Source organism: Mycolicibacterium hodleri (assembly GCF_025822245.1).
GTDB classification, from domain to species: Bacteria; Actinomycetota; Actinomycetes; order Mycobacteriales; family Mycobacteriaceae; genus Mycobacterium; species Mycobacterium hodleri.
On record NZ_JACKTL010000070.1, the window covers coordinates 1 to 22,471 of the forward strand.

The 22,471-nt window shown below is 68.1% G+C and carries 22 protein-coding genes; 11 read left to right on the top strand and 11 right to left on the bottom strand.

Annotated features, from left to right (window positions below):
- From H7J06_RS28975 to H7J06_RS28990, 4 genes are all read left to right on the top strand, one after another.
- Positions 1 to 242 (top strand): hypothetical protein (locus H7J06_RS28975; protein ID WP_264042949.1); only part of this gene is annotated, 242 nt, incomplete at its 5' end.
- Positions 243 to 281: 39 nt separating this feature from the next.
- Positions 282 to 710, top strand: coding sequence for an MmpS family transport accessory protein (locus H7J06_RS28980; RefSeq protein WP_264042951.1), 429 nt, complete (start codon positions 282 to 284; stop codon positions 708 to 710).
- Positions 707 to 3,625, top strand: a complete 2,919-nt coding sequence (locus H7J06_RS28985) for an MMPL/RND family transporter (RefSeq protein ID WP_264042953.1) — start codon at positions 707 to 709, stop codon at positions 3,623 to 3,625. Before H7J06_RS28980 ends, H7J06_RS28985 begins: the two co-directional genes overlap by 4 nt.
- Before the next feature lie 11 nt (positions 3,626 to 3,636).
- Positions 3,637 to 4,110 (top strand): DUF5078 domain-containing protein, encoded by a 474-nt coding sequence (locus tag H7J06_RS28990; protein WP_264042955.1) that lies wholly within the window; start codon positions 3,637 to 3,639, stop codon positions 4,108 to 4,110.
- Positions 4,111 to 4,225: 115 nt separating this feature from the next.
- Here the strand turns inward: H7J06_RS28990 and H7J06_RS28995 are convergent, their stop codons facing one another.
- A complete protein-coding gene (locus tag H7J06_RS28995) occupies positions 4,226 to 5,101 on the bottom strand; it encodes a hypothetical protein (RefSeq protein WP_264042957.1) in 876 nt (291 codons plus the stop codon).
- A 43-nt stretch (positions 5,102 to 5,144) separates the two neighbouring features.
- Between H7J06_RS28995 and H7J06_RS29000 the strand changes: the two genes are divergently transcribed.
- Both H7J06_RS29000 and H7J06_RS29005 read left to right on the top strand, forming a co-directional pair.
- Entirely contained in the window at positions 5,145 to 5,525 is a 381-nt protein-coding gene (locus tag H7J06_RS29000) for a hypothetical protein (protein ID WP_264042958.1), read from the top strand.
- Between the two features lie 12 nt (positions 5,526 to 5,537).
- The gene (locus tag H7J06_RS29005) at positions 5,538 to 5,981 is read left to right on the top strand and encodes a hypothetical protein (RefSeq protein WP_264042959.1); all 444 of its coding nucleotides are present in this window, start codon (positions 5,538 to 5,540) and stop codon (positions 5,979 to 5,981) included.
- A gap of 47 nt (positions 5,982 to 6,028) precedes the next feature.
- Here the strand turns inward: H7J06_RS29005 and H7J06_RS29010 are convergent, their stop codons facing one another.
- The 4 genes from H7J06_RS29010 to H7J06_RS29025 are packed head-to-tail and all read right to left on the bottom strand — an operon-like array spanning position 6,029 to position 10,999.
- The gene (locus H7J06_RS29010) at positions 6,029 to 7,639 is read right to left on the bottom strand and encodes an ABC transporter ATP-binding protein (protein WP_264042960.1); all 1,611 of its coding nucleotides are present in this window, start codon (positions 7,637 to 7,639) and stop codon (positions 6,029 to 6,031) included.
- Positions 7,636 to 8,526, bottom strand: coding sequence for an ABC transporter permease (locus tag H7J06_RS29015; protein WP_264042961.1), 891 nt, complete (start codon positions 8,524 to 8,526; stop codon positions 7,636 to 7,638). The genes H7J06_RS29010 and H7J06_RS29015 overlap by 4 nt, the downstream gene beginning before the upstream one ends.
- Positions 8,523 to 9,479, bottom strand: a complete 957-nt coding sequence (locus H7J06_RS29020) for an ABC transporter permease (RefSeq protein WP_264042963.1) — start codon at positions 9,477 to 9,479, stop codon at positions 8,523 to 8,525. Before H7J06_RS29020 ends, H7J06_RS29015 begins: the two co-directional genes overlap by 4 nt.
- On the bottom strand, positions 9,476 to 10,999 hold the full coding sequence (locus H7J06_RS29025) for an ABC transporter substrate-binding protein (protein WP_264042965.1): 1,524 nt from the start codon (positions 10,997 to 10,999) through the stop codon (positions 9,476 to 9,478). The genes H7J06_RS29020 and H7J06_RS29025 overlap by 4 nt, the downstream gene beginning before the upstream one ends.
- A gap of 85 nt (positions 11,000 to 11,084) precedes the next feature.
- Here H7J06_RS29025 and H7J06_RS29030 point away from each other — a divergent pair, with 85 nt between their 5' ends.
- The 3 genes from H7J06_RS29030 to H7J06_RS29040 are packed head-to-tail and all read left to right on the top strand — an operon-like array spanning position 11,085 to position 13,804.
- Positions 11,085 to 11,870 carry a prolipoprotein diacylglyceryl transferase gene (locus H7J06_RS29030; RefSeq protein ID WP_264042967.1) on the top strand — a complete coding sequence of 262 codons (786 nt, stop codon included), beginning with the start codon at positions 11,085 to 11,087 and terminating at the stop codon, positions 11,868 to 11,870.
- Entirely contained in the window at positions 11,867 to 12,238 is a 372-nt protein-coding gene (locus H7J06_RS29035) for a hypothetical protein (protein WP_264042969.1), read from the top strand. Before H7J06_RS29030 ends, H7J06_RS29035 begins: the two co-directional genes overlap by 4 nt.
- Positions 12,239 to 12,247: 9 nt before the next feature.
- Positions 12,248 to 13,804, top strand: coding sequence for a radical SAM protein (locus H7J06_RS29040; RefSeq protein WP_264043128.1), 1,557 nt, complete (start codon positions 12,248 to 12,250; stop codon positions 13,802 to 13,804).
- 18 nt (positions 13,805 to 13,822) lie between these two features.
- Here the strand turns inward: H7J06_RS29040 and H7J06_RS29045 are convergent, their stop codons facing one another.
- Complete coding sequence (locus H7J06_RS29045; RefSeq protein ID WP_264042971.1) at positions 13,823 to 14,428, bottom strand: TetR/AcrR family transcriptional regulator; 606 nt, start codon at positions 14,426 to 14,428, stop codon at positions 13,823 to 13,825.
- An 89-nt stretch (positions 14,429 to 14,517) separates the two neighbouring features.
- On the opposite strand from H7J06_RS29045, the gene H7J06_RS29050 reads away from it, so the two are divergent.
- Positions 14,518 to 15,711: an alpha/beta hydrolase family protein gene (locus H7J06_RS29050; RefSeq protein WP_264042973.1), complete on the top strand. Its 1,194-nt coding sequence runs from the start codon at positions 14,518 to 14,520 to the stop codon at positions 15,709 to 15,711.
- The gene (locus H7J06_RS29055) at positions 15,708 to 16,718 is read left to right on the top strand and encodes an NADP-dependent oxidoreductase (RefSeq protein ID WP_264042975.1); all 1,011 of its coding nucleotides are present in this window, start codon (positions 15,708 to 15,710) and stop codon (positions 16,716 to 16,718) included. Before H7J06_RS29050 ends, H7J06_RS29055 begins: the two co-directional genes overlap by 4 nt.
- Here the strand turns inward: H7J06_RS29055 and H7J06_RS29060 are convergent.
- From H7J06_RS29060 to H7J06_RS29080, 5 genes are read right to left on the bottom strand one after another with little or no spacing between them, the layout of a single operon-like run.
- Positions 16,715 to 17,377, bottom strand: a complete 663-nt coding sequence (locus tag H7J06_RS29060) for a GntR family transcriptional regulator (RefSeq protein WP_264042977.1) — start codon at positions 17,375 to 17,377, stop codon at positions 16,715 to 16,717. The two genes, H7J06_RS29055 and H7J06_RS29060, sit on opposite strands and share 4 nt — an antisense overlap.
- A 29-nt stretch (positions 17,378 to 17,406) precedes the next feature.
- A complete protein-coding gene (locus tag H7J06_RS29065) occupies positions 17,407 to 19,017 on the bottom strand; it encodes an ABC transporter substrate-binding protein (protein ID WP_264042979.1) in 1,611 nt (536 codons plus the stop codon).
- 14 nt (positions 19,018 to 19,031) lie between these two features.
- A complete protein-coding gene (locus H7J06_RS29070; protein ID WP_264042981.1) occupies positions 19,032 to 20,024 on the bottom strand; it encodes an ABC transporter permease in 993 nt (330 codons plus the stop codon).
- Between the two features lie 5 nt (positions 20,025 to 20,029).
- On the bottom strand, positions 20,030 to 20,926 hold the full coding sequence (locus H7J06_RS29075; RefSeq protein WP_264042983.1) for an ABC transporter permease: 897 nt from the start codon (positions 20,924 to 20,926) through the stop codon (positions 20,030 to 20,032).
- On the bottom strand, positions 20,923 to 22,470 hold the full coding sequence (locus H7J06_RS29080; protein ID WP_264042985.1) for an ATP-binding cassette domain-containing protein: 1,548 nt from the start codon (positions 22,468 to 22,470) through the stop codon (positions 20,923 to 20,925). The genes H7J06_RS29075 and H7J06_RS29080 overlap by 4 nt, the downstream gene beginning before the upstream one ends.
- Position 22,471 lies beyond the last annotated feature (1 nt).

The following is a 22,471-nucleotide window of genomic DNA, read 5'->3' on the forward strand; positions in this document are numbered from 1 at the left end:
CCGGATCGGCATTCGCCGGCGCCACCGCACCCACCACCATCGAGCACGCCGCCACCGCAGACAGTCCAAAACGCGTCAAGGCCTTCATAGCCGGATCCTTCTCTGTCGATCTCAAAAGTGCTGCGCGACAGCATGATCCGGATTGCCTGGATCACACGGTAGAGCGGTTGTGCGGGACGTCACGCTGGCGCGGCGCCGAAGGCACAGGTCGCGATTCCACACCATACAGTTATATAGGCTAATCTCTCATTTCAATCTCAGGAATATTCCGAGTAGGGGTTATGACCAAGGTTTTGCGCAGGGCGTGGATCCCGATCGTGATCGTGATCGTCATCGTGATCGCCGGATTCACCGTTCATCGCGTACGCACGTTCTTCGGCATGAACCCGATCCTCGTCACGCCGAAGAACTTCGCCGACGACGCCGAGCCGTTCAACCCCAAGGTCGTGAAGTACGAGATCTTCGGCACCGGTACCTACGCGGACATCAACTATCTCGACCTGGACTCCAAGCCGGTTCGGGTCGACGGCGCCGCCCTGCCGTGGTCGTTGACGCTGAGCACCACCGCCCCCTCCGTCCTGCCCAACGTGGTGGCCCAGGGCGACGGTAGTTCGATCTCGTGCCGGATCACCGTCGACGACGAGGTCAAGGACGAGAGGACGACGAACGGCGTGAACGCCCAGACCTTCTGCCTGGCGAAGAACGCATGACCGAGCCGCACGACCGTTCGTCCGACCACGAACCGACGACCGACGCCATCCCCACGTCGGGACCCGCGGTGAACCCGACCCGCCACCGGCTGCCACGCTTCATCCGCACCTTCGCGCTGCCGATCATTCTCGGCTGGATCGTCATCATCGCCCTCGGCAACGTGCTGGTCCCCCAGCTCGAAGCGGTCGGCAAGCTGCGCTCGGTGTCCATGAGCCCGAACGACGCCCCCTCGGTGATCGCGATGCAGCACATCGGCGCGACGTTCAAGGAATTCAAGTCCAACAGCTCGGTCATGATCGTCCTCGAGGGCAAGGACAAGCTCGGGCAGTCGGCGCACGACTTCTACGACGGCATGGTCAAGGACCTCGAGGCCGACACCAAGCACGTCGAACACGTCAACGACATGTGGAGCGATCCGCTGTCCGCGGCGGGCTCGCAGAGCAGCGACGGCAAGGCGATGTACGTCCAGGTGTACCTGGCGGGCAACCAGGGTGAAGCGCTGGCCAACGACTCCGTGGAGGCCGTGCAGAAGATCGTCGGCAACCTGAAGCCACCGGACGGCATCACCGCCTACGTCACCGGACCCGCGGCGCTCTCGGCCGACCAGAACATCGCCAGCGACAAGAGCCTCAAGCTCATCGAGGCCGTGACGTTCACCGTCATCATCGTCATGCTGTTGCTCGTCTACCGATCCATCGTCACGGTGCTGATCACTCTGGTCATGGTGGTGCTGGAACTGTCGGCGGCCCGCGGCATCGTCGCCTTCCTCGGCTACCACGACATCATCGGCCTCTCGACGTTCGCGACCAACCTCCTGGTCACCCTCGCGATCGCCGCGGCGACGGACTACGCCATCTTCCTGTTGGGCCGATATCAGGAAGCGCGAAGTCTCGGCGAGGACAAGGAAGACGCCTACTACACGATGTTCAACGGCACGGCGCACGTCGTGCTCGGCTCCGGCCTGACCATCGCGGGCGCCACCTTCTGCCTCAGCTTCACCCGGCTGCCCTACTTCCAGACCCTCGGCGTGCCGCTGGCGATCGGCATGATCATCGTGGTCGCCTGCGCGCTGACGCTGGGCCCCGCGGTGGTCACCATCGCCAGCCGCTTCGGTCTGCTCGAACCCAAGCGGGCGCTGCGCACCCGCGGGTGGCGCAAGATCGGCGCGATGGTCGTCCGCTGGCCCGGTCCGATCCTGGTGGCCACGATCGCGCTGGCCCTCGTCGGCCTGCTGACCCTGCCGGGCTACCGCACCAACTTCAACGACCGCAACTACCTGCCGCCCGACCTGCCGGCCAACGAGGGCTACGCCGCCGCCGACCGGCACTTCTCGCAGGCGCGGCTGAACCCCGAGCTGTTGATGATCGAAAGCGATCACGACCTCCGGAACTCGGCGGACTTCCTGGTCGTCGACAAGATCGCCAAGGCGGTCTTCAAGACCCCGGGCATCGGCCGGGTCCAGGCGATCACCCGGCCACTTGGCACGCCGATCGAGCACACCTCGATCCCGTTCCAGATCAGCATGCAGGGCACCACGCAGCAGATGAACCTGAAGTACCAACAGGATTCGTTCGCCAGCATGCTCAAGCAGGCCGACGAGATGCAGGGCATGATCGAGAACCTCGAGCACATGCTGGTCCTGATGAAGCAGCTCAACGACGTCACCCACGACCTGACGCTGAAGACCAAGGACATGGTCGCCACGACCAACGAGTTGCGCGACAACATCGCCAACTTCGACGACTTCTTCCGACCGATCCGCGCCTACCTGTACTGGGAGCCGCACTGCTACGACATCCCGCTGTGCTGGGCGACGCGGTCGGTGTTCGACACCCTCGACGGCATCGACGCGCTCAGCGACCAGCTCGGCGGGCTCGTCACCAACCTCGACGCCCTGGACCGGTTGATGCCGCAGCTGATGGCGTCGCTGCCGCCGATGCTGGCGACCATGAAGTCGATGAAGACCATGATGCTGACGATGTACCAGACCCAAAAGGGCATGTCGGATCAGATGGCCGCGATGCAGGAGAACCAGTCCGCGATGGGCGAGGCGTTCGACGCGTCGAAGAACGACGACTCGTTCTATCTGCCACCGGAGATCTTCGACAACCCCGAGTTCAAGAAGGGCATGAAGAACTTCATCTCGCCCGACGGCCACTCGGTGCGCTTCATCATCAGCCACGAGGGCGACCCGATGAGCGAAGAGGGCATCTCGCACATCGAGTCGATCAAGCAGGCGGCGAAGGAAGCCATCAAGGGCACGCCGCTGGAGGGATCGAGGATCTACCTCGCGGGAACCGCCGCGACGTTCAAGGACATGTCCGACGGCAACACCTACGACCTCTTGATCGCCGGCATCGCCTCGCTGGCCCTGATCTTCATCATCATGTTGCTCATCACCAGGGCGGTGGTGGCCTCGGCGGTGATCGTCGGCACCGTGGTGCTGTCGCTGGGCGCCTCGTTTGGTCTGTCGGTGCTCATCTGGCAGCACTTCCTGGCCACCGAGCTGCACTGGATGGTGATGGCGATGTCCGTGATCATCCTGTTGGCGGTCGGCGCGGACTACAACCTGCTGCTGGTGTCTCGTTTCAAGGAAGAGATACACGCCGGCCTGAATACGGGCATCATCAGATCCATGGGCGGTACCGGGTCCGTGGTGACGTCGGCCGGTTTGGTGTTCGCGTTCACCATGATGTCCATGGCGGTCAGCAGTCTGACCGTCATCGGCCAGGTCGGCACCACCATTGGTCTCGGCCTGTTGTTCGACACCCTGGTGGTCCGGTCGTTCATGACACCGGCCATCGCGGCGATGCTCGGAAAGTGGTTCTGGTGGCCGACCCCGGTTCGACAGAGGCCCAAACCAGAACCATGGCCGAGCCCGATCACCAAGACCGAACCCGCCCCAACGGCATGAGGAGAGAAGACATGAAGAAGGCTCTGCGCACCATCGCGCTGCGAAGTGTTCTGGCGGCCGCCTCGTGTGGCATCGCCGCGACGTCGCTGGCGGGTCCGGCATCCGCCGACGCCACCGACGACTTCCCGATTCCACACCGGATGATCATCACCACCTGCGACACCGAGCAGTACATGGCAGCCGCGCGCGACACCAGCCCGGTGTACTTCGAGCGGTACATGATCGACCGGAGCAACCGGCCCGCCGACGTCCAGCAGCAGGCCTTCGACCGCATCCACTGGTTCTTCTCGCTGGACCCGGTCGCCCGTCGCCAGTACTCCGAGGACACCGCGACCAACGTCTACTACGAGAACGTGGCCACGCACTGGGGCAACTGGGCCAAGCTCTTCTTCAACAACAAGGGCGTCGTCGCCAAGGCCACCGACGTCTGCATGAACTACCCCAAGGGCGACATGTCCGTCTGGAACTGGGAAGTCACGCCCTAGCGTCGTCTCGACTCTGCGTGTACTGCGACCGCTACTCGTACGTCGTCGCAGTCACCGCAGAGTCGAGAATGGCCGCCGAGTCTCGAGACTCGGCGGCCATTCGTCGTTCTGCGGCCTAGTGCATCGGGCGCCGGCGGCGGCCCATGAACACCGCGAGCGCGACCGCGCCGATGCTCAGCGCGCCACACGCCACGGCCACCGCGACCAGGTAGACGTCACGCTTGTTCATCCCCGACGGCGACTCGTCCGAGGCCAGCGTCAGCTGGTAGTCCCCGGGCAGCGGTCCCGGCCGCGGGTCGTCCAGACCGGGGAACTGCTGAGTCTTGTGCACCTCGAAACTGCGCTCCCCGGAGGGGGTCTGCTTCCACTCGCCCCACGCGGGGGTCACGCCGTCGAGGAGCACCTTCTGCTCGCCGTACTGGCGGTCGGGACCCACGTCGACGATCTTCGACACCCGGAACGGCTGGTAGGTGGCGTCGGGATAGCGCACCTGAACGGGCACGTTCGCGTAGTTCAGCAGCGGCGGCGGGGGTGGCGGCAGCGGCAGTCCGACGCCCGGGAAGTACCCGCCGCCGAAGAAGCTGCCGACCGCGACGTTGAGGACTTCGTTGATCGGGTTGGTCACCAACGCCGTGAAGCTGTAGGCCGCGAACTGCGCGACCTCGAGCACGATCCTGCCCAGCGGCGGGATGAACGCGATGCGCGGAGCATTCTGGTAGACGTAGACGATCCGCATCGGATCGCGGTACGGGTTGCTCAGCACCGGGCGGTAGTACTCGTCGTACTCGACCCAGTCGGGTCGCCACTGGCGGACGTTGCGATCCCAGCCGCCGGCGAGGCGGACTCGGTCGTCGTTGCGCGCGCCGTCCCGGTTGAACGGGTCGACGTCGCGGTTCGGCAGATCGATGATGCGCGCGACGTTCTGGATCTCCTGTGGGGCAGCCTCGGCGGGCTTCTCCTCGACCACCTTGGCGATCTTGGCGGCCTGCACGTCGGCCTCGGGCGCATCGAGCGTCTGCGGTGCGACCTTCTCGATGACCTTCGGGAACGCTGCGGCCGACGAGGAGTCCGACGAGGACTCGCGCGCGCTGCCACTGGTCGCCGACGCGGACTCCGAAGACGACTCCGACGAGGAGGATCCGGACGACGACTCCGGCGACGACGACCCCGACGACGTGGAGGATTCCGTGGCCGACGACGACTCGGCGGTGCTGGAGCCGGACGGCGACGTGGTCGTCGAGGACTCGGTTCTCGCCGCGGCCGAACCGTCGGTGGTCTCGGGTGCCTGGCTGGACGGAGTCGTCGACGACGGCGACGGGGTGGCCGAGGAGGACGACGGCGACGGGGCGTTGGTAGTGGCCGGCGTGGACGTGGTCGGGCTCTTGGTCGCCGAGGTCACCGGCGCCTCACGCTGAGGCGCGGGCGCGGTGCTGGTAGCGGCGGGTTCGGGTTCGGGTGCCGGTTCGGGCGCGACGGGCTCCGGCGCCCGGGTCTGCTTCGGTGCCTCTGCCGTCGGCTCCTGGGTGGGCTCGACGGCCGGGGCCGGCGCCTCGGTGGTCGGTTGGACGGCCGGCGCCGGAGCCTCGGCGGGCGGGGCCTTCTCGGTGGGCTTCTCGGCGGGGGCCTGGGTCGCCGCGGCGGGTGGCTCCGGTGCGATCGTGGTCGTCGGCACCGAGGGTTCGTCACCCGGTTTCGCAAAGGCGGGGGCCACCCCGCCGGTCAGCGCCGTCAGGGAGATCACCACACCGGAGGCCAGCACGGCGCACGCGGTCCGCGTGTGGCAAATCTTCAGTGACGTCTTCGCTGGCGCACGCATCGTGCATCGACTCCTTACGATCTACTCCCCCGCACCACTGGTCGCCGACCAGTGACCGTGGCATCAGTCCCCATCAAGGACATCGGCGCCAGGACGGATTCGTTACACCCGAGGGCGGGTCGGCGGGACCGCGTCGAGCAGCGCGCGGGTGTACTCGTCGCGGGGCTCGGCGAACAGCTCGGCGGCCGGGCGGTACTCGACGGCCTTGCCCGCTCTCATGACCAGCACGTCGTGGCTGACCTGCTGGATCACGGCCAGGTCGTGGCCGATGAACAAGAAGGTCAGGCCCAGCCGTCGCTGCAGATCGGCCAGCAGGTCGAGGACCTGAGCCTGGACCGAGACGTCCAGGGACGCGGTGGATTCGTCGAGGATCAGCAAGTCGGGCTCCAGCGCCAGCGCCCGGGCGATGCTCACCCGCTGTCGTTGACCGCCGGACAGCTCGTGCGGATACCGCGTGGCGAACGACGACGGCAGGCCCACCAGGTCGAGCAGCTCGTCGACCCGCTCGCGGCGGCCGGCCTTGCCGTTGGCCAGGCCGTGCACCGCCAGGGGCTCACCGACGGACACCCCGACCGGCATCCGCGGATTCAGCGAGGCAAACGGATCCTGCAGCACCAAGCCGATGCGTCGCCGCAGGGACTTCTCCGCGCGCCGGCTCACCGCGAGCACGTCGACGCCGTCGAGGGTGACGTGGCCGGCGTCGGGTCGGACCAACCCCGTCAGCGCTGCGGCGACGGTCGACTTGCCCGATCCGGACTCCCCCACCAGGCCCAGGGTGGAACCGCGGCGGATCCGAAAGGACAGGTCCTGGACCGCGTGGACCGTGGACCGGCCGGCCGGGGTGGTCACCGGGAACCGCACGTCGAGATCCGACACCTCGAGCAGCACCGCGGCGTCGTCCGGCACCGGCGGCGGGCCCGGCGACCCGATCAGCGGCCGAGCCTCCAGGAGGCGGCGCGTGTAGGGCTGCTGCGGACGGTCGAACACGTCGAGGACGGTGGCCTGCTCGACCACCTCGCCGTCGTGCAGAACGGTGACGTCGTCGGCGACCTGCCCGATCACGCCCAGGTCGTGGCTGATCCACACCACGGCGGTGCCGAAGTCGCGCTGTAGGTCCCGCACCAGCTCGACGATCTGAGCCTGGGTCGTGACGTCGAGCGAGGTGGTCGGTTCGTCGGCGACGAGCAGTTCGGGGTCACATGCCAGGGCGATCGCGATCATCACCCGCTGCCGCTGCCCGCCGGAGAGCTGGTGCGGATACGAGCCGAGCCGATCCTGCGGGTTCGGCAGCCCGACCGCCTCCAGCAGGTCCAGCGCCCTGGCGCGTGCCTCCCGACGCGTGGGGTGACGGTGCGCCTCCAGCGATTCGGTGATCTGCCGCTCGAGGGTCAGCAACGGGTTGAGCGACGTGCCTGGGTCTTGGAAGACGAACCCGATCCGGCCGCCGTGCACGCCACGAAGCGTCCGCGCGGCCGCCCCGACGAGCTGTACTGAATCTCCCTGTCCCGCAAGGATACTGGAGCCTGAAACGACGGCACCGGGTGCGTCGAGCAGGCCGGTCGCGGCGAGCACCGTCATCGACTTCCCCGAGCCGGACTCGCCGACGATGCCGAGGATCTGCTCGCGGTCCACCGCGAGCGACACGCCGCCGACGATCTCCCGGCGGCCGATCCGGACGTGCAGATCGGCGACCTCCAGCACGGGCGCGCTCATTGCGTGCCCCTCGCTTCGGCCATCGTGCGCTGCTTGGGGTCGAGCACGTCGCGCAGTCCGTCCCCTACCAGGTTGAAGGCCAGCACGATGACGAAGATCGCCGCGCCGGGGAACACCGCCATCCACCAGGCCAGGGTGACGAAGCCCTGCGAGTCGAAGATCATCCGGCCAAGGGACGGTTCGGGTGGTTGAATGCCCAGCCCCAGAAACGACAGCGCCGCCTCGGAGAGGATCGCGAACGCCAACGACAGCGACGTCTGAACGATCAAGGGCCCCGCGATGTTCGGCAGGACGTGCCGCACCAGGATGTACCGGTGGCCGGTTCCCATGGTGCGCGACACCTGCACGAAGGGTTCGACCCTGACGCCGAGGGTGCTGGCCCGGGCCACCCTGGCGAAGATCGGCGTATAGACCACCCCGATCGCGAGCATCGTGGTGGTGACTCCGGGGCCGAGGACCGCCACGATGGCCAGCGCGAGCAGCAGCACCGGGAACGCGAACATGACGTCGACCACGCGCATGACGACCGTGTCGAGCCAGCCCCCGCGATAGCCCGCCACCACACCGACGGTGACGCCGACCAGCACGGCGAAGGCCACGCTCACGACGGCGACCTGCAACGAGGCCTGGATGGCGACGAGCACCCGGGACAGCACGTCGCGACCGAGTTCGTCGGTGCCGAACCAGTGCGCGCCGCTGGGCCCGCGCAACGCGCTCGGCACGTCCACGTCGTTGATCCCGTACGGGGCAATCCAGCTCGCACCGACGGCGACGACGAGCACCACGACGAGGACGGTGGTACTCGCCACCGTGACGGGGTTGCGCAGCAGCAGCCGCAGCGAGCCCACCCGCCCCGTCTCCGTGTCGTCGGTCTGGGGTTCGGTCATGACAGCCTGATCCTCGGGTCGACGACGGCGTAGAGCAGGTCGACCACCAGGTTGACCGCGAGGAACAGCACCGCGATCAGAAGCACCGCACCCTGAATCACCGGATAGTCACGGGCGGCAACGGAGTTGAACACCAGCCGGCCCAGACCGGGCCAGGCGAACACCACCTCCACGACGATGACGCCACCGAGGATCGTCGCGAGCTGGATGCCGGTGATGGTCAGAATCGGCACCAGGGCGTTGCGCACGGTGTGGCGGAACGTCACCACCATGGGCGACAACCCCTTGGAGCGCGCCGTGCGGACGTATCCCATGGCGGCGACCTCGAGTACGGCCGAGCGGACGTAGCGCGTCAAGATGGCGCCGGCGACCAATCCCACGGTCAGCCCGGGCAGCACGAGATGGCTCAACCAGCCGGCGGGGTCCTCGAGAAGCGGACGGTATCCCGAGGTCGGCAGCCAGCCCAGCGTGGTGGAGAACAGGGCGATCAACAGGATGCCCATCCAGAAGTCCGGTATCGAGACGCCGAACTGGCTGGTGACCCGCACGATGACGTCGCCGATCCTGCCGTCGCGCAGCGCGGAGTAGATGCCGGCGGGCAGGGCGATCAGCAGCGCCACCACGATGCCGAAGGCGGCCAGGGACGCCGTCGCGGGGAGGCGCTCGAGCAGGATCTGCGTCACCGGGTCGCCGTTGCGGAAGCTCACGCCGAGGTTGCCGGTCAACGCCGAGCCGACGTAACCGAAGAACTGTTGGAAGAGCGGACGATCCAATCCGCTCGCGGCGCGTAGGGCGTCGTAGGCCTCCGGCGTGTAGCGCGTGCCCAACGCGATGCGCACGGGGTCGCCCGGCACGAGCTGGACGAGGGCGAAGACGACGATCAGCACGCCGAACAACACCACCAGCGAGTAGGCCAGGCGGCGGGCCAAGAACGTCAGCAGCGGTCGGCTCACGAGGCGCCCTCCGCGGTCAGGGTGGCCGTCTTGAAGCGAATCGCACCGTCGCGGCGGGCCTCGTATCCCGACAGCCTCGGTGTCCACGCCTGGATGACCGACGGGTTGTAGAGGTAGACGTAGCTGACCTGGTCGGCGATGATGGTGGCCGCCTGGGCGTAATCACGTTGGCGCTGTTCACGATTGATCTCGACCCGACCGGCGTCCAAGAGCCGGTCCACGTCGGGGTTGGAGAACTTCTGCGAGTTGTTGGCGCCGCCGGTGTGATGTTGGGCGTAGTAGAAGTCGTCGGGGTCGATGTTGCCAAGCCAGCCAAGCATGAGCATGTCGAAGTTGCCGGAGTTCTGCTCGTCGAGCCAGGTCGCGAAGTCGACGGTCCGGATGTTCACGGTGATGCCGAGGCGACTGAGATTGTCGGCGATGACCTGGGCGGCGGTCACCGTCTCGGGGTACTCGCTGGTGACCAAAAGGTCCATTCGGTCGGGGTGGGCGCCGGACTCGTCGAGCAGCCGCTTGGCCTCGTCGACGTCGTAGCGGTACTTGTCATACGGTGTGTACCAGGGGTTGCCCTTGGGGATGGCCAACTGGTTCGCCGTCGCGCTCCCGTAGCTGGTGGCCTGCACGATGGACTGGCGGTCGATGCCGTAGGCGATGGCCTGTCGCACCCGGGGGTCGTTCCACGGCGCCTTGGCCTCGTTGAGCGCGAGGTACCAGTAGTCGTTGCTCGGCGTGACCGCGAGGTGCAGGGAGTCGTCGCCCTCGAGCTGCGAGATGCGTTGGGTGGGTACCGAATCCGTCCAGTCGATCTCGCCGGCCTGAAGCGCCGACAGGGCGGTCGACGGTTCGGCGATGAACTGGAACGTCACGCCGGGAATCTTGGGTGGGCCGCCCCAGTAGGCGGGGTTGGCCCGCAGGACGATCGAGTCGCCGCTCTTCTGCGAGACGAACTCGAACGGCCCCGTCCCGACGGGGTGGGTGGCGATCTGGCCGCTCTCGACGTTCTTGCGGGACACGATCGCCATGCCCTTGAAGCCGCCGATGTTGGTGAGCAGGTTGGGCGTTGGCTGCTTCACCCGGAGTACGACGGTGTGCTCGTCGGGCGCGCTGACGTCGGTGACGCTGCTGAACTTGTCGACGTTGGACAGCTTTTCGTCGATGATCCGCCGGTAGGAGTAGACGACGTCGGCGGCGGTGAACGGGCTGCCGTCGTGGAAGGTGACGCCGGTGCGCAACCGAAACGTCCAGGTGAGCTGGTCGGGTGACACCGTCCACGACTCGGCGAGGGCGGGTTTCATCTCCAGGTTGGCGTCGGGCTCGACGAGGGTGTCGAACACGTTCTCCAGCACCTCGAACGAGAAGTACGCACTGGTCTTTTGGGGATCCAGTTGGTCGGGTTCCCCGGCGATCGCGGCGATGAGATTGCCCGAGCCCTGGCCCAGGTCCACTCGCTCGGCCGGTGCGCACGACACCGCCACCAGAGCGGCCACGACGACGGAGACGACTGCCCGCAGTGGTCGCATGGGCCCACGACTACCCACTGCCGGGCGATCGCACACGTCGGGCATTCGTCGCACACCCTCGGGGGCGTCGCACTACCGTAGGCGAATGGGGGTGACCTGGCGCGTCGGCTGGTTCGACGTCCCGGTGCACGGTGTCTTCGTGGGACTGGGCGTCCTCGTCGCCGCCGTGGTGTTCGTCCTCGAGGCCAGGCGCCGCGGCGCGCTGGGCGAGGAGTCGCTGGTCGCGGTGACCGGCGCACTGGTGGGCGGGGCGGTGGGGATGCGGCTCTCGGGACTCGTCGAACACCTCGACCCCCGACTCAACCCCACTCTCGCCGAGGCCTGGGCGTTCGGCTCCCGCAGCATCCTGGGCGGCCTGCTCGGCGCGTACGTCGGCGTGCTCGTCGCCAAGCGGATCATCGGGTACCGCGGCAAGACCGGTGATCTGTTCGCCCCCGCCGTCGCGCTGGGCATGGCCGTGGGTCGCATTGGCTGCCTGCTGACCGAGGCTCCCGGCCGACCGACCAGCCTGCCGTGGGGCATTCACGCCCCGGCCGGCACTCCGGAGTGCCCGGGCTGTCTGACCGGGCAGGCCATGCATCCGTCGTTCGCCTACGAAATCGCCTTCCAGCTGGCCGCATTCGGTGTGCTGCTGTGGCTGCGTTCGCGCGTCACCCATCCTGGTGAGCTGTTCGTGCTCTACGTCGCGGCGTACTCGGTGTTTCGGTTCCTGGTCGAGTTCACCCGTGCCAACGAGACGGTCTGGCTGAATCTGACCCGGCCGCAATGGTTCCTGCTCGTCAGCATGGTCGTCGTCGGGTTCCGGCTGCATCGCGGCTACCGCCGCGGTTACTACGCGGGGATCACCAGAAGGCAGAGGGTTGCGTCATGACCGGTCCACCATTCGAACCGCCACCCCCGCCGCCGGGCTGGTATCCACCTCCTCCCCCGCCCCCCAACACCACTGGCACGGTCGTCGGTCTCGCCGTCGTCGGCGTGCTGCTGTTCGGCGCGATCAACCTGATCGTCGGGCTGGTCGTCCTGGTCGTCGCCGCGGGTCACGGCGGCGCCGTCGTGGGGGTGGGCGCCGTGATCCTCGCCCTCGTCGCCCTTGGCGGCGGTGCCGGGCTCGTCGCGCTTCGGCGGCCGTGGGCCAAGGGCCTCGGGATCGGGTTGATGATCGGCTGGGCCTTGCTCTCCATCACCAGCGTCGGCTATTGCACCGGCCTCAACCCCGAGATGTACACCGGAGGAATCTGATTCATGGGCATGCCGCTGCGCGACGATCGAATCCTCCGCTACGTCAACGCGTTCTGTCCGCACTGCCATGCCGAGGAACCCGACCGGCCGCTCGCCGACGTCGCGCGACTGTCGGGCTGGCTGGCCGCCCGTGACGGCAAGGTCTGGCTCGAACGGGCTTGCGCCACCCACGGTCTGGTGCGGACGATGTACGACGAAGATCCCGAGATCCTCGCCTACCTGGAGGAATGGACGGCCCCGACCAAGACCCACACCCCCGACGTGGCGGGCAACTTCGATCCGGTGCCGTCGGCATATCTTCGCGGCCTGCCCGAGATGCAGACACAGCACACGTGCATCCTGTTGGCCGACGTCACCGAGGCATGCAACCTGCGCTGCCCGACGTGCTTCACCGAGTCGGGCCCCGATCTGCACGGCATCGTTCCGGTCGCCGAGATCCTGGCCAACGTCGACCAGAGGCTGGCGCGCGAGAACGGCAAGCTCGACGTCGTGATGCTCAGCGGCGGGGAGCCCACCGTCCATCCCGGCCTCGCCGAATTGCTCGACGAACTGGTCCGTCGTCCCGTGACGCGAATCCTGGTCAACAGCAACGGACTTCTCATCGCCCGTGACGACGAACTGCTCGACCTGCTGACCCGCCATCGCGAAAGAGTCGAGGTCTACCTGCAGTTCGACGGCGTGTCCGCCGAAGCGTCGCGACACCACCGCGGCGGCGATCTACGGGGGCTGAAGGCGGCCGCCGTTCGTCGCCTCTCCGAGCGCGAGATCTTCACCACCCTGGTGATGACGGCGGCGCTGGGAGTCAACGACGGCGAGATCGGCGACGTCGTGACACTCGCCCTCGACACTCCCTACGTGAGTGGCGTTTCCGTGCAACCCCAGTTTGGGTCTGGACGCTCCGGCGTCATCGATCCGATGAACCGACTCACTCATACCGGCGTGCTGAAGCGCCTCGGCCCGCAGACCGACGGACTGGTCAGCTGGCGGGACCTGACCGCCCTGCCCTGCTCCCACCCGCACTGCTGTTCGGTCGGTTACATGATCCGCGACGACTCCGACCAGTGGCGGTCGCTGACCGCACTGATGGGACACGATCGACTCAAGGAGAATCTCGGGCTGGTGTCCAACCGGATCGCCGACAGCGAGGTGCCTCGCGAGATGCGGCTGGCCGTCCGAGAATCGCTGCTCGGCCTGCTCTCCGAGCAATCGTCGCTGTCGCATCCTCAAATGGGCGAGGTGTGGCGCAGCATCTGCGAGAGCTGCGATCTGGGCGCGTCGACGCTGTTGACACTGGCCGCGTCGGGGTTGCCGGGCCGGCGGCGGCGGTTGCGGAGGATGTTGGGCGAGCGGGTCGTGCGGATCACCGTCAAGCCGTTCATGGACATGTCCACGATGCTCGAGGAGCGCCTGGTCCAGTGCTGCGTGCACGTGGGCACCCGGTCCGACCAGGACCAGTGCGCACCATTCTGCGCGGTTCAGGCGTGGAAACCGCTTGGCCGGCAACGGTTGTCGGCCACCGTCAGGTCGGACTCGATGATCCCGCTGCCGATGGTGGAGATCGGCTGACGCTCCCGCGGGGCGCGATCAGGTGGACAGCAGTCCGGCCCGCGCCGCGTTGAGGGCGACCCGGGCAGCGTGGGCGATCAGCGCTTCGTCGATGGGATCGCCCGTGGTGACCATCCGGTAGAACAGCGGCGCCCGGAACGTGGTGAGAAGCGCATCGGCGTCGCACTTCTCGGGGAGCTCGCCTCGGTCGACGGCCTGGCGGACGGTCGGGACGGCGCGCAGCGCCTGGTGGTCGAAGTAGCGCCGGGTCGCCTCGCTGAGCCGGGGCGACCGTAGACCACTGGTCAGGACGAACGCCGCGATCTGACGCCCGACGCCGTCGTTGAGCACGTCGGCCAGTTCGCGACCGAGAGCCAGCAAATCGGTGTCGATGCTGCCGGTGTCGGGAACCGGTAGTGCCTCTCGTGACCAGGTCACGAGCGCGTCCAGCAGCAGGTCGTCGAGGGTGGGCCAGCGCCGGTAGACCGTGGTCTTGTGCACGCCAGCCCGCGACGCCACGGCCTCGATGCTCAGCGCGGCGTATCCCGTCTCGACGAGTTCGTCGAACGTCGCGGCAAGGACCGCCTCGCGTACCCGGGCGCTGCGACCCCCGGTCCGCACCCCCCGATTGACCTGCTGATTCACGTGTAATCGCTCCAGACGGTTGCGTTAGCTGCCGGCACGTGGCACCGTGACTTTATCGCAACATGGAGTTGCGATAAAGGGAGGTCGTCATGCACGTCGTCTTCGAAACCGACGAGTCCTTCTCGTTCGAAACCCTCCGCGCGCTCGGCTACGCCGCGTACGGCGGTGCCGACGTCGGCGAGATCCTCACCGCCGCTCAGCGCATCACGCCGGGCGACGGCGAGTCGTGGTACCGAGAATGGCGCGCACTGGCCGATCGCATGGCCGACACCGCCGACGCCTGCGCGGCGGCCGGACACCCGGTGAGCGCCAACAGCGCCTACCTGCGCGCGTCCAACTACTACCGCACCGCAGAGTTCTTCCTGCGCGACGATCCCACGAACGACCCCCGCGTCGCGGACACCTCGGCCCGCGCCATCGAGACCTTCCGCAGCGCACCCGACGTCCAGACGCAGTGGGCGAGGGTTCGGATCCCCTACGAGGGCGTCCACCTCGACGGGTACTACCTCGGCGTGACCGGCGACGAACCAGGACCCACGCTGCTTGCCCACGGAGGGTTCGACTCGACCGTCGAGGAGTTGTTCTTCGCCGTCGGGGAGGCCGCCCGACGGTACGGGTGGAACTGCCTGATCTTCGAGGGGCCCGGCCAGGGCAGCGCACTCCGTCACCACGGCCTGACGTTCCGCCACGATTGGGAGGCCGTCGTCACGCCGGTGGTCGACTTCGCGCTCACCCTGCCGGGGGTCGACCCCGACGCCGTGGCCCTGATGGGCATGAGCATGGGTGGCTACCTCGCTCCTCGCGCGGCGGCCTTCGAGCCCCGGATCGCGGCGTGCATCGCCTACGACGGTGTGATCAGCATGGCCGATGCCATGCCGAAGACCGATGCGCCCGAGGGTGATTCGGCCCAGCGAGCGGCTCGGCTGGACGCCATGATCGCCCACCGCGCCGAGGCGCCGACGTCGCTGCGGTGGGTGCTCTCGAACGCCCTCTGGGTGTTCGGCGTCGCCTCCGGAGCGGAGCTGCTCGACGAGGCCGCCAAGTACGACCTGACCGAGGTCGCCGGCCGGATCTCGTGTCCGACGCTGGTCTGCGAAGCGGAGGACGACCAGTTCTTCCAGGGTCAGCCCGCCCGGCTCTACGACGCCTTGGACTGCCCGAAGACGTTCCTGGCCTTCACGTCTGCCGAAGGTGCGGGTGAGCACTGCCACGAAGGAGCCTTGACGTTGTTCCATCAACGAATGTTCGACTGGCTCGACGACACCCTGAGGTCGCGACGATGACCACCATGAAGGCGATCCGACTGCACGAGTTCGGCAGTCCCGAGGTGCTGCGCTACGAGACGGTGCCGGTACCGGAGCCGGAACCAGGCGAGGTGCTCGTCCGCGTGCACGCGGTGGGCGTCAATCCGCCCGACTGGTATCTGCGCGACGGGTATCAGCACCAACGGCTTCCCGCGGAACTGATGCCGTCCATACCACTGCCCGCCATTCCCGGATCGGACGTGTCGGGAGTGGTGGCGGCCGTGGCGCCGGACGTCGACGGTTTCTCCGTCGGCGACCACGTCTTCGGCATGCTTCGCTTTCCCAGCTTCGGCGACAGCGCCGCCTACGCCGAATACGCCCGTGCGCCCGCGTCGGACGTGGCACTCAAGCCCCCCGGCGTCGACCACGTGCACGCCGCGGGCGCCCCGATGTCGGGGCTGACGGCGTGGCAGTTCCTGGTCGAGGTGGGCCACGACGCACCCAATCCGCTTCAGCCGCAGGAACATCGGCCGGTGCCGCTCGACGGTCGCAGGGTGTTGGTCAACGGCGCCGCCGGCGGCGTGGGGCACCTGGCCCTGCAGCTGGCGAAGTGGCGGGGCGCGCACGTGATCGCGGTGGCCTCGGGCTCCCACGAGGCGTTCCTGCGCGAGCTCGGCGCCGACGAGGTCGTCGACTACACCGCGGTTCGTCCCGAGGAGGTGATCGGTGACCTCGACCTCGTCGTCGACGCCGTCGGCGGACCCACCACCGGTCGCTTCCTGTCGACGCTGAAGCGGGGCGGTGCGTTGTTCCCGGTGTTCCCCGGTTTCGCCGACCACGACGAGGCCGCGACGCGCGGGGTCACGGTCTCGATGACCCAGGTGCGTTCGGACGGAGCGCAACTCGCCGAACTCGGCCGCCTGCTCGACGACGGGACCGTGCGCGTCGCCGTCGACGGCACGTTTCCCCTCGCGGATGCCCGGGCCGCCCACGAACGCGCCGCCGAGGGTCACCTCCGCGGCAAGATCGTGCTCACCGTCAGCTAGGCCAGCCGGCCCCGCATCGCCTCGAAGGTCGGCAGCCGGTCGCGCTCGATGTGGGCGTACGCCACCGACTCGGCGACGCGCTCGTTGCCCGAGGCGATGGCGTCGCGCAGCTGCACGTGGTCGTGGAAGGCCTCGTCGGCGGGCAGCCCGCTGGTGAGGTAGAACAGCCAGGTGATGCGGCCGGAGATGTTCTGCATCAACCTCGTCATGAGCTCGTTGCGCGAGGTCTCGATCACCGCTTCGTGAAAGGCGGTGCTGGTCCTGGCGATGGCGTAGGCGTCGCCGCCGGCTACGGTCTGCTGCGCGTGCTCGAGGGCCTCGTTCAGCGTGTCGAGGGCGCCGCCGTTGGCGACCTCGCGGGCCGCGTACCGGGCCGCTCCGGCCTCGAGGGCCAGCCGCACGTCGAAGAGGTCGTCGATGGCCTTCGCGTCCCACTGGGCCACCACGGCGCCCCGGCGCGGTCGCGACTGCACGAAGCCGTCGCGCTCGAGCCAGGGCACCGCTTCCCGCAGGGGAACCCGGGACACGTTCAGTTCCTCCCCGATGCGCTGCTCGGGAAGCCGGCTCCCCTGCGGGTATTGGCCGAGGATGATCCGTTCGCGGACCGTGGAGTAGACCAGCCGCGACAGCGACGGCGCCGGTTCGTCCGGCTCGGTCACGCCCCGGGTGGCTTCGCTCCTGCCCGCCGTCACCCGCCGATGCCGAGCAACGAGAAGTTCAACTCGTTGGCGCCGATGTTCTGGCTCTCCGGCACCCCGGTCAGCCACTTCTGGGCCACCACCCAGTCCTTGTTGTACGACAGGTTCAGGAAGCATCCCGTCTGTCCGTAGAGATCGCCGGCCTTGACGTAGGTGGCGGTGTCACCGGTCCCCAGCGCCTGGTTCAACAGGTCGTTGACCTCCGTGGACTGGCACCCGAAGTAGTTGATACCGCCCGAGGCGTCCCAGAACACGTGACCCCACATGTACGGGTCACCGCCGTCGGGTCCGTTGTTGCCGTCGATGAACGCGTCGGGACCGGTGGGCGGGTCGTTGATCCAGCCGAACACCGTCGAGGTGTCGTATCCCTGCGCCGATGCGGTGATTCCGGTGGTCTGCAGGTTCGCGACCACCAGGTTGGCCATCGACTGGGCGTTGACGTTGCCGTTGGCGTAGCCGATCACCAGCGTCTTGGGCGCGTTGGGCGGCAGTGCGGCGACGTAGGCCTTGAGCGCACCCGCGTCGTACGAGATCGCCTGCTTGTCAGCACCATTGGCGATCATGCCCTTGGCGTACATGGTGGTGGCCACCTCGGACCGCTTGCCGAGCACCTGGTTCACCAGCGTGGCCTGGTCGATCGACTTGAGGAAGGCCACCCGCGCGTCGGCGTTCTTGAAGAACTCGTGGCTGGAGTTCACCGTCACCAGCGCGCCCTGCAGCGTCGGCAGGAAGTAGTTGGCGACGCCGTCCTTGGACGCGTACTTGTCCAGGCTCGAGGACGGCAACGCCGCCACGATGGTGTCGACGGTGCCGTTGTCGAAAGCCAACTCGAGCGCCGATTCGTCGGTGTAGACCGGCAATTCGATCTTCTTGAACGGTGACTTCGCCCCCCAGTATCCGTCGTACTGGGTCATCTCGTATTTGACGCCGGTCTGCGCCGTGGTCAGTTGGTACGGACCGGTGCCCAGATCGTGGGAGGACAGGTAGGTCTGGGCGTCGTCGGAGCCCGCGTTGGCCTTCAGTCCCTTCGGCGACTCCATCTTCGGGCCGAACGGCGAGGCGAGATAGCTGAGGAAGGCGGTGTTCGGTTTGTTCAGCGTGATCACCGCGGTGTAGTCGTCCGGGGTGGTCACGCTCTTGACTGCCTCGACCATGTACGCCGCGCCACCCTTGACCGCGATCCGCCGCTTGAACGCGACGTCGACTGCGGCGGAGGTGAAGGGGGTCCCGTCGTGGAAGGTGACGCCCTTGCGCAAATGGAAGGTGTAGACGTCGTTGCCGGGGTTGACCTCCCACGTCTCGGCCAGGCGGGGCGCGATCTTCACGGTGTCGGTGTTGTTCGCGTACTGCACCAGACCCTCGTAGGCGTTGATCATGATGGCGGTGCCGTTGTTGGCGTAGTAGATGTCCGGGTCGGGCGGCTGCCCGATGTCGCCGAGCAGCCCGACGGTGAGGGTGCCGTCGGTCGGGGCCGCGGCACCACCGCCGCCACCACCACCGGTGGGGGTGCCGGAGCTACAGCCGGCCAGGACGAGAGTGGTTGCGGCACAAGCGGCGACAAGCCACGTGACGCCCCTGCGGACGGGTACTCGATCGGACATGGCGGTGCTCCTTCTCATTCGGCGGCTATGCGGGGGTCGGCGATCGCCTGGAGTAGGTCGACGACGACGTTGGACAAGACGTAGATCGCTCCCAGCACCAACGTGACGCCGGCGATCGCCGGGAAGTCGGCGACCGGGATGGACGCGGCAAGGTAGTTGCCGATGCCGGGCCAGGAGAAGATTTGTTCGACGACGACCACGCCGGCGAACATGAACCCGAGCTGCAGTCCGGCCATGGACAGCGCCGGCCCGATCGCGTTGCGGACGACGTGGTGCACGACCACGCGGGTCTCGCTGAGCCCCTTCGAGCGGGCCGTTCGGACGTAGTCGACGCCGAGCACGCCCTGCAGTGACGACCGGAACACCCGTCCGATGGCGACGGCCGGCGCGATGGCCAGCACCACCGCGGGGAGGATCAGATGTTTCAGCGCGTCGAGGAAGGCGTCGGCCTGACCGTGCAGCAGGGTGTCGACCAGTTGCATGCCCAGCGGGCCGGGGTCCTGGAAGTCGCCGACGCCCCTGGCAGGCAACCAGCCCAGTTGGCCGAAGAACACGATGATGCCGACCAGCGCGAGCAGGAACGGTGGCGCCGTCGCCAGCACCAACAGCACGCCGCGGCCCACCGACGCACCCGGCCAACGCAGCGCACCCGAGAGGGCGTACAGCGCGGCCAATGCCAACGCGATGAGGAACGCGACCACGACGAGCTCGGCGGTGGCGGGCAGATAGGTGGCGATGTCGGCCGTCACGGGCTGCCGGGTGCGCAGCGAGCGACCGAGGTCACCGGTGAACAAGCCGCCGATGAACCGGGTGAACTGTTCCAGCATCGGGTCGTTCAGCCCCAGGCGTTGCCGTTCGGCGGCGACCATCTCCGGGGACGCGTTGGCGCCAACGTAGGCGCGGGCGGGATCGCCGGGCGACACCGACTGCAGCAGGAAGATGACGAACGACAGGATCAGCAGGATCAGCACGGCCGTCGAGAACCTACGGGCCAGAAAGGACGTCATCGCCGTTACCTCCGCACCGGGATGAGACTGCGGATGGCGTCGCCACCCAGGTTCGCGATCAGTGTCAGCAGCAGGACCGCCAGGCCGGGGATGCCGGGCACCCACCACTGGCTCAGCAGCTGGGACAGCGTACGGGCGGTGTCGGCGCCGAGTTCCGGTGCGGGCGCCTGCTGGCCGAGCCCCAGGAAGGACAGCGCCGCGAGCAGCAGGACGACGTTGCCGATGTCGAGGCTGGCGGTGATCACCGCCGTCGGGACGACGCCGGGCAGCAGGTGCCGGGTGAGGATGCGGACCCGGCCGGCCTTGGCCAGGCGGGCGGCCTCGACGTGCGGACGGGCGGCGAGCGCCTTGACCTCGCCGCGCACGATGCGGGCGTAGTACGGCCACCACACCAGGGCCACGCCGACGAGGGTGTTGGTCAGCCCCGAACCCAGCGCGGCGACGATGGCGATCGCCACCAGGGCGCCGGGCAGGGCCAGGAACAGGTCGGTGATCCGCATCAGCACCAGGGAGTCGACCCAGCCGCCGGTCGCGCCGGCGATCAGGCCGACCGTGCCGCCGATCAGCAGCCCGCTGGCCACCACGACCAGCGCACTGAGCCAGCTCACCTGGATGCCGATCAGTGTGCGGGACAACAGGTCTCGGCCGATGCCGTCGGTACCCAGCACATGGCCGGGACTCAGCGGCGGCAGGTTGAGCGCACCGACCGGCTGGATGGGGTCGTACGGCGCGAGCGTCTTCGCGAACAGTGCCACCAGCGTCACCACGACCAGCAGGCCGACCAAGCTCCACGCCACCGGCCGGGCCAGATGCGCTCCGCCGATCGCGACGGGCTTGAGCCGCCACCGCGGGGTCAGGGCTGGGCCGATTCCCGGGTCGCTGCGCTCCTGCCCGCCGATCATGACGCGATCTCCGGGACTGCGGCCAGCAGGGTGCGGGTGTAGGGGTCGCGGGGTTCGGACACCACCTGCTCGGCGGGACCCAACTCGACGACTCGGCCCGACTGCATCACCGCGATGCGGTCGCCCATGAGGCGCGCGACGGCCAGGTCGTGGGTGACGAACAGGACCGTCATCCCGATCCGGGCCCGTAGGTCCCGAATGAGGGCCAGCACGCTCTTGGCGAGTGACGCGTCCAGCGCACTGGTGGGCTCGTCACACAGCAGCACTGCGGGCGGAATCATCGTCGCGCGGGCCAGCCCGACTCGTTGGCGCTGACCGCCGGACAGCTCGCCGGGGCGGGCCTTGCCGACCTCGGGCGGCAGGTCGACCGCGGCGAGCGCGTCGGTGACCCGTTGGCGCACCTCATTGCGGGACAGCTTGAGCGGACGCAGTCGCTCGCCAAGGGTTTCGCCGATGCTGAGCCACGGCGTCAGCGACGAGCCGGCGTCCTGGAACACCATCTGTGGTCCGCCGTCGCCGGCCAGCTCCACCGATCCCGAGGTGGGCCGTTCCAGGCCGGCGACCATCCGCAGCAGCGTCGACTTTCCCGAACCGCTCTCCCCCACGATCGCCAACGCCTCGCCGGCCCCGATCTCCAGGTCGACGCCGTCGACGGCGGTGATCTCGTGCCGGCGGCGGCCCCGTCCCACGCCGAACGTCTTGGTCAGCGCGTGGATCGAGACGGCGGATTGGGTTGTGGTGGCGTCGGATTCGTCGGTGAACCGTTCGTCGCGCGGCGTGGTCAGGGTCAGCCGGGAGGCCAGCAGCGAGCGCGTGTAGTCGTGCTGCGGTCGGCGCACGACGTCGGCGGCGGCACCGACCTCGACCAGTTCGCCGTGGTGAAGCACCGCGAGCCGGTCGGCGATTTGGTCGGCCACGCCGAGGTCGTGGGTGATCAACAGCACCGAGCAGCCGAAGTCGTCCCGCAACTCGCGCAGCAGATCCAGCAGTTGCGCCTGCACGGTGACGTCCAGTGCCGTGGTCGGTTCGTCGGCCACGATCAGGCGCGGGCGGCCGGCGACGGCGATGGCCGCCATGACCCGCTGGCGCAGTCCGCCGGACAGCTCGTGCGGGTAGACGCGCAGCCGCAGTTCGGCGTCGCGCACGCCGACGGTCTCCAGCAGTCGCACCGACTCGGCGTCGTCCCCGGTGGCCTCGCCGATTTGTCTGCCGATCCGCATGGTCGGGTTCAGCGACGTCATCGGGTCCTGGAAGATCGCGCCGAGCACCTCGCGACGGACGCGCCTGAGCTCGTCGCGTCCCGCGTGCAGCAGGTCGACCCCGTCGACGGTGATCCGGCCCTCGGTGACCGGATGGGACTCCGGGGGGAGCAGCCCGAGCAGGCCGAGCGCGAGAACGCTCTTCCCCGAACCGGATTCACCGACCAGGCCGAGGATCTCCCCCGGCCGGATCCGCAGGTCGACGTGGTGCAGCACCTGGCTGCGGACGCCGTTGCGCACCAGCGACAGCGAGAAGTCCTCGACCTCCGCCACGGGACTGGTCACG

Excerpts from the sequence above, each read along its gene's own strand:
- H7J06_RS28980 (WP_264042951.1), top strand. The coding sequence starts at position 282 with ATGACCAAGGTTTTGCGCAGGGCGTGGATCCCGATCGTGATCGTGATC.
- H7J06_RS28985 (WP_264042953.1), top strand. The coding sequence starts at position 707 with ATGACCGAGCCGCACGACCGTTCGTCCGACCACGAACCGACGACCGAC.
- H7J06_RS28990 (WP_264042955.1), top strand. The coding sequence starts at position 3,637 with ATGAAGAAGGCTCTGCGCACCATCGCGCTGCGAAGTGTTCTGGCGGCC.
- H7J06_RS29000 (WP_264042958.1), top strand. The coding sequence starts at position 5,145 with ATGACCTTCGGGAACGCTGCGGCCGACGAGGAGTCCGACGAGGACTCG.
- H7J06_RS29010 (WP_264042960.1), bottom strand. The coding sequence starts at position 7,639 with ATGAGCGCGCCCGTGCTGGAGGTCGCCGATCTGCACGTCCGGATCGGC.
- H7J06_RS29015 (WP_264042961.1), bottom strand. The coding sequence starts at position 8,526 with ATGACCGAACCCCAGACCGACGACACGGAGACGGGGCGGGTGGGCTCG.
- H7J06_RS29025 (WP_264042965.1), bottom strand. The coding sequence starts at position 10,999 with ATGCGACCACTGCGGGCAGTCGTCTCCGTCGTCGTGGCCGCTCTGGTG.
- H7J06_RS29030 (WP_264042967.1), top strand. The coding sequence starts at position 11,085 with ATGGGGGTGACCTGGCGCGTCGGCTGGTTCGACGTCCCGGTGCACGGT.
- H7J06_RS29035 (WP_264042969.1), top strand. The coding sequence starts at position 11,867 with ATGACCGGTCCACCATTCGAACCGCCACCCCCGCCGCCGGGCTGGTAT.
- H7J06_RS29040 (WP_264043128.1), top strand. The coding sequence starts at position 12,248 with ATGCCGCTGCGCGACGATCGAATCCTCCGCTACGTCAACGCGTTCTGT.
- H7J06_RS29050 (WP_264042973.1), top strand. The coding sequence starts at position 14,518 with ATGCACGTCGTCTTCGAAACCGACGAGTCCTTCTCGTTCGAAACCCTC.
- H7J06_RS29055 (WP_264042975.1), top strand. The coding sequence starts at position 15,708 with ATGACCACCATGAAGGCGATCCGACTGCACGAGTTCGGCAGTCCCGAG.
- H7J06_RS29065 (WP_264042979.1), bottom strand. The coding sequence starts at position 19,017 with ATGTCCGATCGAGTACCCGTCCGCAGGGGCGTCACGTGGCTTGTCGCC.
- H7J06_RS29070 (WP_264042981.1), bottom strand. The coding sequence starts at position 20,024 with ATGACGTCCTTTCTGGCCCGTAGGTTCTCGACGGCCGTGCTGATCCTG.
- H7J06_RS29075 (WP_264042983.1), bottom strand. The coding sequence starts at position 20,926 with ATGATCGGCGGGCAGGAGCGCAGCGACCCGGGAATCGGCCCAGCCCTG.